Origin of the sequence: Streptomyces sp. NPDC006624, from assembly GCF_040611555.1 — a bacterium.
In the GTDB taxonomy this organism is placed as follows: domain Bacteria; phylum Actinomycetota; class Actinomycetes; order Streptomycetales; family Streptomycetaceae; genus Streptomyces.
This window is the reverse complement of sequence record NZ_JBEXOM010000016.1, coordinates 75421-88793: the sequence shown is the minus strand read 5'-3', so window position 1 is coordinate 88793 and position 13373 is coordinate 75421. Positions and strand designations below refer to the sequence as shown.

General features: G+C 72.1%; 12 protein-coding genes. 3 read left to right on the top strand and 9 right to left on the bottom strand.

Annotated elements, in window-relative coordinates; all coding sequences use genetic code 11:
• Nucleotides 1-31: 31 nt before the first annotated feature.
• Nucleotides 32-961, top strand: a complete 930-nt coding sequence (locus ABZY20_RS26495) for a 5'-3' exonuclease (RefSeq protein ID WP_356444472.1) — start codon at nt 32-34, stop codon at nt 959-961.
• A gap of 102 nt (nt 962-1063) precedes the next feature.
• Nucleotides 1064-1906, top strand: a complete 843-nt coding sequence (locus tag ABZY20_RS26490; RefSeq protein WP_356444299.1) for a siderophore-interacting protein — start codon at nt 1064-1066, stop codon at nt 1904-1906.
• A 21-nt stretch (nt 1907-1927) separates the two neighbouring features.
• Here ABZY20_RS26490 and ABZY20_RS26485 read toward each other — a convergent pair whose 3' ends face one another.
• The gene (locus ABZY20_RS26485) at nt 1928-2509 is read right to left on the bottom strand and encodes a GNAT family N-acetyltransferase (protein WP_356444297.1); all 582 of its coding nucleotides are present in this window, start codon (nt 2507-2509) and stop codon (nt 1928-1930) included.
• A gap of 79 nt (nt 2510-2588) precedes the next feature.
• On the opposite strand from ABZY20_RS26485, the gene ABZY20_RS26480 reads away from it, so the two are divergent.
• Nucleotides 2589-3575 carry an RluA family pseudouridine synthase gene (locus ABZY20_RS26480; RefSeq protein WP_356444295.1) on the top strand — a complete coding sequence of 329 codons (987 nt, stop codon included), beginning with the start codon at nt 2589-2591 and terminating at the stop codon, nt 3573-3575.
• Here ABZY20_RS26480 and ABZY20_RS26475 read toward each other — a convergent pair.
• The 8 genes from ABZY20_RS26475 to tatC form a co-directional block, all read right to left on the bottom strand.
• Nucleotides 3569-5092 (bottom strand): cytochrome P450, encoded by a 1524-nt coding sequence (locus ABZY20_RS26475; RefSeq protein WP_356444294.1) that lies wholly within the window; start codon nt 5090-5092, stop codon nt 3569-3571. The genes ABZY20_RS26480 and ABZY20_RS26475 overlap by 7 nt on opposite strands.
• Nucleotides 5093-5159: 67 nt before the next feature.
• A complete protein-coding gene (locus ABZY20_RS26470) occupies nt 5160-5780 on the bottom strand; it encodes an ATP/GTP-binding protein (RefSeq protein ID WP_356444292.1) in 621 nt (206 codons plus the stop codon).
• Nucleotides 5761-6162, bottom strand: a complete 402-nt coding sequence (locus ABZY20_RS26465) for a DUF742 domain-containing protein (protein ID WP_356444290.1) — start codon at nt 6160-6162, stop codon at nt 5761-5763. The genes ABZY20_RS26470 and ABZY20_RS26465 overlap by 20 nt, the downstream gene beginning before the upstream one ends.
• Entirely contained in the window at nt 6159-6566 is a 408-nt protein-coding gene (locus ABZY20_RS26460; protein ID WP_215122510.1) for a roadblock/LC7 domain-containing protein, read from the bottom strand. The genes ABZY20_RS26465 and ABZY20_RS26460 overlap by 4 nt, the downstream gene beginning before the upstream one ends.
• Nucleotides 6563-8209, bottom strand: coding sequence for an ATP-binding protein (locus ABZY20_RS26455; RefSeq protein ID WP_356444288.1), 1647 nt, complete (start codon nt 8207-8209; stop codon nt 6563-6565). The genes ABZY20_RS26460 and ABZY20_RS26455 overlap by 4 nt, the downstream gene beginning before the upstream one ends.
• Before the next feature lie 325 nt (nt 8210-8534).
• The gene (locus ABZY20_RS26450; RefSeq protein WP_356444286.1) at nt 8535-11384 is read right to left on the bottom strand and encodes a DEAD/DEAH box helicase; all 2850 of its coding nucleotides are present in this window, start codon (nt 11382-11384) and stop codon (nt 8535-8537) included.
• 78 nt (nt 11385-11462) lie between these two features.
• Nucleotides 11463-12353, bottom strand: a complete 891-nt coding sequence (locus ABZY20_RS26445) for a diacylglycerol kinase (RefSeq protein WP_356444285.1) — start codon at nt 12351-12353, stop codon at nt 11463-11465.
• A gap of 31 nt (nt 12354-12384) precedes the next feature.
• Nucleotides 12385-13347, bottom strand: a complete 963-nt coding sequence (tatC, locus tag ABZY20_RS26440; RefSeq protein WP_356444283.1) for a twin-arginine translocase subunit TatC — start codon at nt 13345-13347, stop codon at nt 12385-12387.
• Nucleotides 13348-13373 lie beyond the last annotated feature (26 nt).

Here is a 13373-nt window from a genome sequence, read left to right as displayed (position 1 = left end):
GCGCGACACGCTGTCAGTGGCGTACGGCATGATGCGTGGCGTGACCGGACGACTGATGCTCCTCGACACCGCCTCCCTGTACTTCCGCGCCTACTTCGGCGTGCCCGAGTCGGTCAAGGCACCGGACGGCACACCGGTGAACGCCGTGCGCGGGCTGCTCGACTTCATCGACCGCCTGGTGCGCGACCACCGGCCGGACGAGCTGGTGGCCTGCATGGACGCCGACTGGCGGCCGCAGTGGCGGGTCGAGCTGATCCCCTCCTACAAGGCGCACCGCGTCGCCGAGGAGCACGCGACCGGCCCGGACGAGGAGGAGGTGCCCGACACGCTGTCGCCGCAGGTGCCGGTCATCGAGGAGGTGCTGGACGCGGTGGGCATCGCGCGCGTGGGCGTCGCGGGGTACGAGGCGGACGACGTCATCGGCACCTACACCGCGCGGGCGAAGGGCCCGGTCGACATCGTCACGGGCGACCGCGATCTGTACCAGCTGGTGGACGACGCGCGCGGGGTGCGCGTGCTGTACCCGCTGAAGGGCGTGGGCACGCTGCAGCTCACCGATGAGGCGGTGCTGCGCGGGAAGTATGGGGTCGGCGGCAGCGGGTACGCGGACCTGGCCCTGCTGCGCGGCGACCCCAGCGACGGCCTGCCGGGTGTGCCGGGCGTCGGTGAGAAGACGGCCGCCAAGCTGCTCGCCGAGTTCGGCGACCTGGCCGGGATCCTGGCGGCGGTCGAGGACCGGCGGTCGAAGCTGACGCCGACGCAGCGCAGGCGGCTGGACGAGGCGCGCCCGTACCTCGCGGTCGCGCCGAAGGTGGTCCGGGTCGCGGACGACGTTCCGCTCCCGGAGGTGTCCACGGCTGTGCCGCGGACCCCGCGCGACCCGGCGGCGCTGCGGGAGCTGGCGGCCCGCTGGGGGCTGGGCGGGTCGCTGGAGCGTCTGCTGGCGACGCTCGCGGCGTGAGCCGCCGCGGGAGGGGGAGGCGACTCTCCGCCCCGGGAGGTGTGACATGAGGACGAGGTGCTAACTTAGGTAACCCTAACTATGCGAGACAGGGAGGTCCTCATGGCAGAGCGACCGGCACGCCAGCCGCGCAGGACGCACTCCGCCCAGGTCGTCCGCACCGAGCGGCTGACCCCGCACATGCAGCGTGTGGTGCTCGGCGGAGAGGGCCTCGCCGATTTCGCGGCGCAGACGTGCACGGACCACTACGTGAAGCTGCTCTTCCCGCCGGCCGGGGTGACCTATCCGGAGCCCTTCGACCTGCAGCGCGTCCGTGACGAGCTGCCGCGCGAGCAGTGGCCGGTCACCCGGACGTACACGGTCCGCCACTGGGACGCCGAACACCGCGAGCTGACGCTGGACTTCGTCCTGCACGGCGACGAGGGCCTGGCCGGGCCGTGGGCCGCGCGGGTCCGTCCCGGCGAGACCGTGCGGTTCATGGGTCCCGGCGGGGCGTACGCACCCGACCCGGAGGCCGACTGGCATCTGCTCGCCGGGGACGAGAGCGCGCTGCCCGCCATCGCCTGCGCCCTGGAGGCCCTGCCGCGCGGGGCGAGGGCGTTCGCCTTCGTGGAGATCTCCGGCCCCGAGGAGGAGCAGAAGATCGACTCCGACGTGGAGGTCGTCTGGCTGCACCGGGGCGGCCGGCCGCTGGGTGAGGCGCTGGTCGAGGCCGTACGGAACCTGGACTTCCCCGAGGGCCGGGTGCAGGCGTTCGTCCATGGCGAGGCGCACTTCGTGAAGGAGCTGCGCAGTCTGCTGCGGGTCGAGCGCGGCATGCCCCGCGAGGACCTCTCCATCTCCGGCTACTGGCGGCTCGGCCACAACGAGGACGGCTGGCAGGCCTCCAAGCGCGAGTGGAACGCCCGGATCGAGGCGGAGCAGGAGAGTTCGCCGGCCGCCTGAGGTGCCGCTGCCGCAGGGCGGCTAGTCGCCCCGCACGCGGGCGTGCAGATGCATGTCGTGCCAGCCGTCCGGGTGCAGCAGCGCACTGCGCTTGGTGCCCTCGAAGGCGAAGCCGCTCCTGACCGCGACCCGGCAGGACGCCTCGTTGCCGACGGCGTGCAGGAGTTCCAGGCGGTGGAACCCGACCTCGTCGAGGGCCCAGTGGGCGAGCGCGGTCGCGGCCCGGGCGGCGACACCCCCGCCCCGTGCCGCCGGAGCGGTCCAGTACGCCACTTCGGCCACGCCGTCGTCCAGGCGCATCTCACGCAGCGCGACGCGCCCCAGCAGGGCGTCGCGGTCCGCCCCGGTGACGGCCCACTGCGCCTCCCGCTCCTCCTCCCACGCGCGGTGCCAGTCCCGGATCCAGCCGGCGACCTCGTCCTCGGAGTCGGCGGAGCGGGCGTGCCACCGGTGCATCACGGGGTCCTGGAAGACCCGGTGCACCGCGGGCGCGTCCGCTGCCCGCCAGGGGCGCAGGACCAGTCCGCCGTCTGCGGGCAGGGTGGGCTGCGGGTGCCCGGCGAGCGTGCCCACGGCCAGGACCGGATCGGTGAGGAACGGCATGCCCGCATCCTGGCAAGCGGCCACCGGGGCCTCCAGCGATTTACCGCCGCCGCGCCCCGGCCTCGTACGCTGGGCCGCGATGAGACGCAAGAGCCGTATCCCGCCCTCTCCCCTGCCGCAGCGCCAGGGGGTCGACCCGGTGCGGGTGCGGCTGCCCGCCGCGGGCGGCTGGGCCACGGTGCGGGAGCACCTGGTGGAGCGGCTGTCCGGGGCGGGCGAGGGCGTCGTCGAGGGGATGTTCGACGCGGGGCTGATCGTCGGCGCGGACGGTGCGGCCGTGCCGGTGGACGCGCCCTACGTGCCCGGGATGTTCGTGTGGTTCCACCGCGAGCTGCCCGCCGAGGTGCCGGTGCCCTTCCCGCTGGAGGTCGTGCACCGGGACGAGCACATCGTCGTCGTGGACAAGCCGCACTTCCTCGCCACCACGCCGCGCGGCGGCCACGTCACCGAGACGGCGCTGGCCCGGCTGCGCCGCGAGCTGGAGCTGCCCGACCTCGGCGCCGCGCACCGCCTGGACCGGCTCACGGCGGGACTCGTCCTGTTCACCGTGCGCCCCGCGGAACGCGGCGCGTACCAGGCGCTCTTCCGCGACCGGCGGATCCACAAGGAGTACGAGGCCGTCGCCCCCTGCGATCCGGCTCTCACGCTCCCCCGGACCGTGCGCAGCCGCATCGTGAAGGAGCGCGGCGTGCTCACCGCCCGGGAGGTGCCGGGCGAGCCCAACGCCGTGAGCCGTGTCGAACTGGTCGAGCACCGGCCGCTGGGCACCGGGCGGCTGGGCCGGTACCGGCTGGTCCCCGCCACCGGGCAGACGCACCAGCTGCGCGTGCACATGAGCGCGCTGGGGATACCGGTCCTCGGCGACCCGCTCTACCCCGAGGTGACGCCGCCCGTGCCGGCCGGTGACTTCTCCCGCCCGCTGCAACTGCTGGCGCGGGCACTGGAGTTCACCGACCCGGTCACGGGCGAGGAGCGCCGGTTCCGCAGCGGGCGGGACCTGGCGGCCTGGACGTCGTACGCCCGGTGGGCCGCCGCGCCGGACGGCGGCCCACCGGGCGCTCAGTAACCGCGCCACCACAGCAGCAGGCGCCGCCAGACCCCCTTGCCGCGGACCGGCTCCTGCGCCGCCGGCTGCACCGGCGCCGCCAGGGGCTGGGGCTGCGCCACCACCGGCTCGGGCTGCGGCTGGGCCACGGCGGTCGCGGGACGCGGCTGCGGCGGGACGGCCGCCGGGGCCGGTGGCGTGCCGATCTGCCAGTCCGCGCGCTGGGCCGGGACGGCCTTGTGGTTCGGCGTCTCGGTGATGTCCTGCGGCGGCTTGGGTGAGAACTGCACCGGCAGTTCCACCAGGTGCCGGGAGGCGATGGACGCCGTCCAGCGCAACTCCTCCTCGTCGCAGTCGAGTTCGACGTCCGGCAGCCGCAGCAGCAGCGCGTCGACGCCGACGTCGGCGATGGAACGGCCGATGTCCTGCCCCGGGCACTCGTGCGGGCCGCCGCCGAAGGCGAGGTGGGAGCGGTTGCCCTGCATGCTGGCCTTCAGGTCCGGCCGCACCCGCGGGTCGACGTTGGCCGGGAGCGGGGCGAACAGCAGCCCGTCGCCCCGGCGGATGCGCTGGCCGCCGAGCTCGGTCTCCTGCTTGGCGAAGTAGGCGAAGACCGTGCTGAACGGCGGCTCGTTCCACAGCGACTGCTCCACCGCCTCGGGCACCGTCATCTGGCCGCCGTTGAGCTGGGCCCGGAAGCGCGGGTCGATCAGCACCGTGAGCAGCACGTTGGACAGCAGGTTGGTGGTGGCCTCGTAGGCGGCGAAGAGCACCAGGCGCAGGTGCTCCCTGACCTCGTCGTCGGTCAGCCGGGCCGGGTGGGTGATCAGGTAGCTGGCGAGGTCCTCCTCCGGCTCGGCGCGCCGCCGGGCGGTGAGCCGGCTGAGGGCGTCCATGACGTAGCCGTGGCTGGCGATGGCGGTCTCGGTGCCCTTGAGGGCGTCACGGGCGGCTTCGACGAGACGGTCGTTGTACTCGTCGGGCATGCCGAGGATCTCGCACATCACGGCCATCGGCAGATGCTCGGTGAACTGGCTGACCAGGTCCGCCTCGCCGCGCTCGCAGAAGCGGTTGACGATGGCCTGGGTGCTGCGGTTGATGTAGCGGCGCAGGCTGCGGAAGTCGATGGTCGAGATGGCGCCCATGACCGCGCCGCGCAGCCGCTTGTGCTCGTCCCCCTCGGCGTGCGAGGCGATGGGCTGCCAGGCGATGTGCGGCATCAGCGGATGGTCGGGCTTGATCAGGCCGTCCCGGAGCGGGGTCCAGATACGGCTGTCCCGGCAGAACTGCGAGGGCGAGCGGACCATGTGCAGGTTCTCGGCGTGGCCGAGGACGATCCAGATCGGCACGTCGTCGTGGAGCAGGACGGGTGCCACGGGGCCGTGCTGCTCCCGGAGCCGCTCGTACAGCGCTCCCAGGTCCTCCGCCTCGTGCAGCCGGTGCAGCCCTCCGGGCCCGAGGCCGTGCGCGGGGCAGCCGGGGGGCGGTCCGGGCCGGGCTCGGTCCGTACCGGTGGGGGCGTGGGATTCAGGCGTCACAGTGGTCGCTCCGGAACTTTCCAGGGTGTCTGGGAGGAGGCGTGGGGGGTGGGGGTTCGATACGGGATCAGGTGAGCGAGCCCTGCAGGGCGAGCGAGTGCAGGAAGCGCATGAGGGTCATCAGGACGTCCCGGCTGGAGGCGCGGCGGCGCACGTCGCACTCCATGATCGGGATGTCCGGGGCGAGGTCGAGGGCCGTGCGCAGCTCCTCGATGGGGTAACGGGGCGCGTCGGGGAAGGAGTTGATGGCGACGACGAAGGGCACGCCGCGTTCCTCCAGGCGCCCCATGACGTCGAAGCTCACCTCCAGCCGCCGGGTGTCGACGAGCACCACCGCGCCGAGCGCGCCCTCGAACAGGCCGTTCCACAGAAACCAGAAGCGCTGCTGCCCGGGCGTGCCGAACAGGTAGAGCACGAGCTGCTCGGTGATGCTGATCCGGCCGAAGTCCATGGCGACGGTGGTGGCCGTCTTGGTGGCGGAGCCGAAGTTGTCGTCGACGCCGATGCCGGCCTGCGTCATGGTCTCCTCGGTGGTCAGCGGTTTGATCTCGCTGACCGAGCCGACCATCGTCGTCTTGCCGACGCCGAACCCGCCGACGATCACGATCTTGGCCGCGGCCTCAGCCGTGTGGGGCAGCTGATCCTCGGCCCGGGGGCCCGGGATGGTGTCAGAGCCTTTGAAGTCCATGCATCACCGCTTCGAGGAGGGAACGGTCGGGGACCGCCTGTCGTCGGACGATCGGGGAGCGTGCCTGCACCAGCTCCGCCGTCAGCAGCTCGGTGAGCAGCACGCCCATCGCGCTGAACGGCAGGTTGAGGTAGGCCGACAGCTCCGCCACGGAGAGGGGGGCGGCGCAGAGCCGGAGCAGCGCCGCCTGCTCGGGGGAAGCGGAGGGCGGCGGGTCCGCGGCACGCGCCACGATTAAGGTCACCAGGTCGAGTTCGGCCCGTTCACCGTCCGGGCCGGCCACCACGTACATCCGCTCGGGGTTTCTGACCTTGCCCTCGCCCTCCTCGGGCGTGGCCGGCTGTGCCGTGGGGTCGCGCCTCTGGCGTTGCGGAGGCGTCATACGATCTGCCCGTTCCGCCGGGGCGGGCTGGTGAGGTGGCCGCCGATCCGGACGACCAGGTCACGCATCATCGCGCTCATCCGGCCCGGTTCGCACCGGACGTCGGAGAGCACCGCGAGGAAGGCGTTGGCGCCCGCGTTCATCAGGTAGAAGTAGCCTCGGTCGATCTCGATCATGACGAGTTTCATCTCGCCGTCGCCGACGGTGAGTTCCTGGCAGATGCTGCCCGCGAGGGACTGCAGGCCGGCGCAGGCCGCGGCGACGCGGTCGGCGGCGTCGGGCTCTCCGCCGTGGCGGGCGATGCGCAGGCCGTCGGCGGAGAGCACCACGATCATCTCGATGCCCGGGACGCCGTCGGCGAGTTGCTTGAGCATCCAGTCGAAGTTGCCGCGCTGCTGGATCACTTGAGGTCCCCCTCGTCATCGGCCTCGGTGGGGGCCGGGTCGTTGATCAGGTGCAGGTACTTGGTCGGGTTCCTGATGAAGTCGGTCGGGTGGGTGCCGGGCTCGATGCCCTGCTTGAGTCCCTCCCAGAAGGCCTCCAGGCCCTTGCCGGGGGCGTCGGGGGCCGACATGTCGCGCAGCGGCTTGGTCTCGGGCTCCGGCTCGTGGGCCGCCCAGGGGTTGTGCTCGCCGCGTTCGGCGGCCTCGCGGTCGGCCTTCTCGTTGGCGGCCTGCTGCGCGAGGCGCTCGGACAGCGGGGTCTTCACGCGGCTGCGGCGCTGCGGCAGCCCGTTCGGCGTCCACTCGGTGACCTCGGGGACGTCGTCGTCCTCCAGGGACACCGTCTCGGGGATGCGCGGGCTGGTGGGGCGGCGCTTCTTCGGCGTGCGCTTCGGCCCCTCGGGGATGCCGACCTTCATGGGGATGCCGGTGGCGCCGATGCCGTGGGCGAGACCCACACCGGGTGCGTGCGTGATCATCTCGCTGGGCACGATGAGGATGGCCCGGACCCCGCCGTAGGCGGAGGCGCGCAGCGAGACCTGCATGTTGTACGCCGTGCACAGACGGCCCACGACCGCGAGGCCGAGGCGCGGGTGCTCACCGATGTCCTGGAGGTCGACGCCGGCCTTGGCGGCCTCCAGCATGCCCTCGATCCGGGCGCGGGCCTCCTCGTTGAGGTTGACGCCGCCGTCCTCGATCTCGATGCAGACGCCGGTCTGCACCTCGGTGGCGGTGACGTGCACCTTGGTCTGGGGCGGCGAGTAGCGCGTGGCGTTGTCGAGGAGTTCGGCGGCGGCGTGGATGACCGGTTCGACGTAGATGCCCTTGACGCTGACCTTCGCGATGGAGGCCAGCTGGATGCGCCGGTACTCCAGGATGCGGGACATGGCGCCACGCAGCGTGCTGTAGAGGGAGACGGGCTCGGGCCACTGCCGCCCGGGCCGGCCGCCGCCGAGGACGGAGACCGAGTCGGCGAGGCGGCCGATCAGGGCGTTGCCGTGGTCGATGCGCAGCAGGTCGTCGAAGACCTCGGGGTTGCGCCCGTGGTCCTCCTCCATCTCCCGGAGTTCCTCGGCCTGCTGGTGGATGATCGCCTGGACGCGGCGGGCGACACTGACGAAGGACCGGGCGGCGGCGTCACGCATGGTCACTTCGGTGTCGACGATCTTCAGCACCGTCAGCAGCGTCTCGGCCAGCGGCGCGGGCAGGTCGCGGTAGGCGGGGTTGGCGACACCGATCTTGCGCATCGCCTCCCTGGGGGATTCCCCGGAGCGCAGCAGCGTCAGCGCGGCGGGGAAGATCTCCCGGGAGAAACGGGCGAACTCGGTCTCGTGCGCGGCGATCCGCTGCTGCAACTGCGCGCTCTGGCGCGCGTGTTCGCCCTGCCGCCTGCGCAGGACACGGCCGCGGCGGACCGCCTCGGCCGCCGTGGCGACGACCAGCACGGTGGCGATGCCGCCCAGCCAGCCGACGGCGAGCCGGGCCGGCGCCGACACCAGGGCGACGGCGGCCCCGGTCGCCGCGGCCATCGCTATGGCCGGCAGCAGCAGCACGCGGGCGTAGGGAAGTTCACCGCGGACGGGAGGGGATTGAACACTCACCATGTAGGCCTTCTGACAGACGTCGGCTGGGGTTCAAGGGGACTTGCTGGGGGGTATGTCATCAAGCAGTCGGACTTTCCACACATGGGGGAACAAGCGCACGAATCCACATCAAGCTGGTGCGCTGCGGGCGAGCTTAGTCCGACCGGATCATCGCCGTGTCATATTCCGCATCTGCCGGAAACCGGCCGTGAAGGGATAGTAGGCTCACCCGTTTACACGCTGAGACATCGTTCGAATGCGCTACGTCATCACGAACGGGCGTACGAAAGCCCACTCACCGTGAGGGTGAGCGGGCTTCAGTACGAGGCCGGATCCGGGAGGACGGTCACCCCACCGACGAGTAGGCGACGACCCCCCGCAGCAGCAGATCGACGGCCTTGCGGGCGTTCTTCACCACGGAGGAACCCTGCGGCGCCGCCGCCGCGATCTGCCCCAGCACGTCGATGACCTGCTTGCACCACCGCACGAAGTCGCCCGCCGGCATCTCCGCCTCGCGCAGCACCTCGTCGAGCCCCTTGCCGCCCGCCCACATGTAGGCGGCCCAGGCGAAGCCGAGGTCCGGCTCGCGCTGCCCGACCCCCTCGGTCTGGGTGATCCGGAACTCCTCCTCCAGCGCGTCCAGCCGCCCCCAGATGCGCACCATCTCGCCCAGCGCGGCCTTGGCATTCCCGGACGGCAGCTTCGGCGCCATGGCGTCGTCCCCGGCGCGCGACTCGAACACCAACGCCGAGACGCACCCGGCGAGTTCGGCCGGGCCGAGCCCTTCCCAGACGCCCTCGCGCAGGCACTCGCTGGCGAGCAGGTCCAGCTCGCCGTAGAGCCGGGCCAGCCGCTTGCCGTGCTCGGTGACCTCGTCGCCGCGCAGATAGTCCAGCTCGGTCAGCAGCGCGACGATGCGGTCGAACGTCCGGGCGATGGTGTTCGTCCGGCCCTCGATCCGGCGCTCCAGCTGGGAGGTGTCCCGCAGCAGCCGGTGGTAGCGCTCGGCCCAGCGGGCGTGGTCCTCGCGGTCGTTGCACCCGTGGCAGGGGTGGGCGCGCAGCGCCGTGCGCAGCCGGGCGATCTCGCGGTCGTCGGCCGCCTGGGAGCGCCGCTTGCGGTGCCGGTCGGCCGGGATGTGCCCGGCCTTCGTGCGCAGCGCCGACGCCAGGTCCCGACGGGACTGCGGGGAGCGGGGGTTGAAGGACTTCGGGATGCGCATCCGCTCCAGCGGCTCGACCGGCACCGGGAAGTCCATCGACGCCAGCCGCTTGACCTGCCGCTCGGCGGTCAGCACCAGCGGGCGCGGACCGTCGTGGTGGTCGAAGCCGCGGTGGCCGTTCGAACGGCCCGCGGGCAGGCCCGGGTCCAGCACCAGCGCCAGGCCCGCGTACTTGCCGGTGGGCACGTGGATGACGTCGCCGGGCTTCAGCTTCTCCAGCGCCACGGCGGCCTCGGCGCGCCGCTGCGCGGCGCCCTGCCGGGCCAGCTCGTTCTCCCGGTCCTTCAGCTCGCGGCGCAGCCGCGCGTACTCCTCGAAGTCGCCGAGGTGGCAGGTCATGGAGGCCTTGTAGCCCTCCAGCCCTTCCTCGTTGCGCTGCACCTGACGCGAGATGCCGACGACCGACTTGTCCGCCTGGAACTGCGCGAACGACGTCTCCAGCAGCTCGCGCGAGCGGTGCCGGCCGAACTGCTCGACCAGGTTGACCGCCATGTTGTACGACGGCTTGAAGCTGGACCGCAGCGGGTACGTGCGCGTGCCGGCCAGGCCCGCCAGGTGCTCGGGGTTCATGCCGCGCTGCCAGAGCACCACGGCGTGGCCCTCGACATCGATGCCGCGCCGCCCGGCCCGGCCCGTCAGCTGGGTGAACTCGCCCGGGGTGATGTCCGCGTGCTGCTCGCCGTTCCACTTGACGAGCTTCTCCAGCACCACCGAGCGAGCGGGCATGTTGATGCCCAGGGCGAGCGTCTCGGTGGCGAACACGGCCTTGACCAGGCCGCGCACGAACAGCTCCTCGACGACCTCCTTGAAGGTCGGCAGCATGCCCGCGTGGTGGGCGGCGATGCCGCGCTCCAGGCCCTCAAGCCACTCGTAGTAGCCGAGGACGTGCAGGTCCTCCCGGGGGATCGACGCGGTGCGCTCCTCGACGAGGGAGCGGACCCGCTCGCGCGCCTCCTCGTCGTTGAGTCTCAGGCCCGCGTACAGGCACTGCTGGACGGCGGCCTCGCAGGCGGCGCGGCTGAAGATGAAGGTGATGGCGGGCAGCAGCCCCTCGGCGTCGAGCCGCTCGATCACCTCGGGGCGGCTGGGCGTCCACACCCGGGAGCGCTGTCTGCGCTCGCGCTCGCGGTCGGCCTCGCGCATGGACCGTCCGCGCCGGCGGTCCTGGAACGACGGCCGGCTCGCCTCCATGCGCGCCATGCGCGTGAGGTCGGGGTTGACGGCCTTCTTCTGGCCCTCGCCCTCCTCGAACAGGTCGTACATCCGCCGCCCGGCCAGCACGTGCTGGAACAGCGGCACGGGCCGGTGCTCGGAGACGATCACCTCGGTGTCGCCGCGGACCGTGTCGAGCCAGTCGCCGAACTCCTCGGCGTTCGACACCGTCGCCGACAGCGAGACCAGCGTGACCGACTCGGGCAGGTGGATGATCACCTCTTCCCAGACGGCGCCCCGGAAGCGGTCGGAGAGGTAGTGCACCTCGTCCATGACCACGTAGCCGAGGCCCAGGAGGGTCTGGGAACCGGCGTACAGCATGTTCCGCAGCACCTCCGTGGTCATCACGACCACCGGGGCGTCGGAGTTGACGCTGTTGTCGCCGGTGAGCAGGCCCACCTTCTCCGTGCCGTAGCGGCGGCACAGGTCGGCGTACTTCTGGTTCGACAGCGCCTTGATGGGTGTCGTGTAGAAGCACTTCCTGCCCTGCCCGAGGGCGAGGTGGACGGCGAACTCGCCGACGATCGTCTTGCCGGAGCCGGTGGGCGCGGCGACCAGCACGCCCTTCCCCGCCTCGAGCGCCTGGCAGGCCTCGATCTGGAAGGGGTCGAGGCCGAAGTCGTACATCTCGCGGAAGGAGGCGAGCGCGGTGGCCTGCTCGGCAGCGCGCTTACGGGCTGCCGCGTACCGCTCGGCCGGTGAGAGATCCTCTGTCATCGTGCTTTCGAGCGTACCGGGCCGCACTGACAACAGGACGATCATTATCCGGATCCGTGCCCGTGGGACCGGGGAACGGCGCAGCTCAGGGGCGGCGGGCCGGGCGTGCGGGCCAGGCGGGCCTCAGGGGCCGACGACCCGCACGCCCCCGCGCACACAGCGCGCGCTCAGCGGCAGCGGACCGAGCGGCTCCCCGTCCGCGTATCCCGTGATGCCCTCGGCGGCGAGCTCGACCCGGGCGGCCCGCAGCACGGTCACCTTCGGATGCTCGACGTGCGTGCCCCGGTAGACCCGCGGGAACACCCGCAGCAGCGTCGCGCGGTCGCAGTCCCCGACCACGGTGATGTCGAACAGCCCGTCGGTGAGGTCGGCGCCGGGGCAGATCCGCATGCCGCCGCCGTAGGACGGGCCGTTGCCGACGGCCACGAGGGTCGCCTCCAGCTCGCGGACCTCGCCGTCGTCGAGCCGGATCCGGTACGGCAGGGGCCGGAACGCGGCCAGCTCGGGGATCATCGCGAGTTCGTACCGGAAGCGGCCGGCGATCCGGCCCATGCGGTTGCCGCGGTCGTTGACGCGGGAGTCGAAGCCGGAGGCCAGGACGGTGCCGAACCAGCGGTCACCGGCCTGCCCGAGGTCGATGTCGCGGAGCCGGCCGCACTTGAGCGCGTCGGCGATCATCCGGCCCGCGGCGGCCGGCTGCCGTACGGGCAGGCCGAGGGCGCGGGCGAAGTCGTTGCCGGTGCCGACGGCGACCAGGCCCAGCGGGGTGCGCGTGCCCGCGACTGCCTGCAGGGCGAGGTTGGCCATGCCGTCGCCGCCCACGGCGATCAGCGCCCCGGTGCCGCCCGCGACGGCGGCACGCGCCCGCCTGAGGGCGTCCGGGGCGTCCTCCCCGAGCACGGTGCGGACCGAGAAGCCGGCCGCCCGCAACGCGGAAGCGGCCGGCTGCGCCGCGCGGGCGCCCCGGCCGCGGCCCGCGGTGGGGTTGACGAAGAGGGTGATCTCGCTGGTCACGGGAGAGACCCTACGAGCTGCCCGGCGATCTTCAGGTCACGTCGTCATAACCGTTGACCCGGTCCGAGCGGTCCGAGGTCGCCTGCTCGGGCAGCGCCGCGCGGCTGGTCGTCACGGGCTCGATCCCGCCGATGTCCTCGGGCGTGAGATCCAGCTCGGAGGCCTCGTCGTCGGCGGGGCCGAGGGCCTCGCGACGGCTGCGACGGCGGTCGTTGAGCAGGGAGAAGAGCGTGGCACCGAAGTACAGGATCCAGATCGGCCCGGCGAGCGCCAGCATGGTCAGCGGGTCGGTGCTGGGCGTGGCGATGGCCGCGAAGACCGTGATGCCCATGACCATGCCGCGCCACCAGCCGAGCATGCGCTTGCCGGTGATCGCCCCGGTGAGATTGAGCATGATCAGCAGCAGCGGCAGCTCGAAGGAGAGGCCGAAGACGAGCACCATCCGCATGACGAGGTCGAGCAGGTCGTCCAGCGGGAGGAGGTTGGACGTGCCGCCCGGGGTGAATTCGAGCAGCACCTTCGCGGTGGTGGGGAGCACCGTGTACGCGAAGTAGGCGCCGGCGAGGAACAGCGGGGCGCCCGTGCCGACGAAGGCGTAGGCGTACTTCTTCTCGTGCCGGTGCAGACCGGGCGCGACGAAGGCCCACAGCTGGTAGAGCCAGACCGGCGAGGCCAGCACGACACCGGCCATCAGCGACACCTTCAGCGCCAGCGTGAAGGGCGTGAGCAGGCCATTGATGGTGATCTGGGCACACGGCTCGGTGCCCACCTGCGACCTGGCCAGTTCCGCGAAGGTCTTCTCACAGCCGACCGAGTCGAGGATCGGCTCGGTGATCAAGTTGATGATGTCGTTGTAGAAGAAGGCGGCGAAGACCGTGACGACGACGATCGCCAAAATCGCCTTGGCGAGCCGGTTGCGAAGCTCGCGAAGGTGCTCCGCGAGGGGCATCCGCCCCTCGGGGTCCCTCTCCTTCTTGCGGGCAGACTTCAGCAACCCACGTTCCCATCTCGTGCGGCGGG

Coding starts and splice junctions, on each gene's coding strand:
- ABZY20_RS26495 (WP_356444472.1), top strand. CDS start 32: ATGCGTGGCGTGACCGGACGACTGATGCTCCTCGACACCGCCTCCCTG.
- ABZY20_RS26490 (WP_356444299.1), top strand. CDS start 1,064: ATGGCAGAGCGACCGGCACGCCAGCCGCGCAGGACGCACTCCGCCCAG.
- ABZY20_RS26485 (WP_356444297.1), bottom strand. CDS start 2,509: ATGCCGTTCCTCACCGATCCGGTCCTGGCCGTGGGCACGCTCGCCGGG.
- ABZY20_RS26480 (WP_356444295.1), top strand. CDS start 2,589: ATGAGACGCAAGAGCCGTATCCCGCCCTCTCCCCTGCCGCAGCGCCAG.
- ABZY20_RS26470 (WP_356444292.1), bottom strand. CDS start 5,780: ATGGACTTCAAAGGCTCTGACACCATCCCGGGCCCCCGGGCCGAGGAT.
- ABZY20_RS26465 (WP_356444290.1), bottom strand. CDS start 6,162: ATGACGCCTCCGCAACGCCAGAGGCGCGACCCCACGGCACAGCCGGCC.
- ABZY20_RS26455 (WP_356444288.1), bottom strand. CDS start 8,209: ATGGTGAGTGTTCAATCCCCTCCCGTCCGCGGTGAACTTCCCTACGCC.
- ABZY20_RS26450 (WP_356444286.1), bottom strand. CDS start 11,384: ATGATCGTCCTGTTGTCAGTGCGGCCCGGTACGCTCGAAAGCACGATG.